This is a genomic window from Pseudomonas sp. SIMBA_068 (assembly GCF_046534705.1).
GTDB lineage: Bacteria > Pseudomonadota > Gammaproteobacteria > Pseudomonadales > Pseudomonadaceae > Aquipseudomonas > Aquipseudomonas putida.
In genome coordinates, this window is the sequence record NZ_JAWRYI010001195.1 from 1 (window position 1) to 250 (window position 250).

At 70.4% G+C, this 250-nt stretch carries 1 pseudogene; it reads left to right on the top strand.

The window, feature by feature from the left end:
- A pseudogene (locus tag SB756_RS33310) lies at positions 1-250 on the top strand (heavy metal translocating P-type ATPase); the annotation flags it as partial.

Here is a 250-nt window from a genome sequence, read left to right on the forward strand (position 1 = left end):
GCTGGTCGACAAGGTCACGGCCTGGTTCGTGCCCGCCGTCATCGCCATCGCGACGCTGACCTTCATCGCCTGGTTGCTGCTCGGCCCGAACCCCGCCCTCACCTTCGCCCTCGTCAATGCCGTGGCCGTGCTGATCATCGCCTGCCCCTGCGCGATGGGCTTGGCAACCCCCACGTCGATCATGGTGGCGACCGGGCGCGCGGCCGAGCTCGGCGTGCTCTTCCGGCGCGGCGATGCCCTGCAAGGCCTG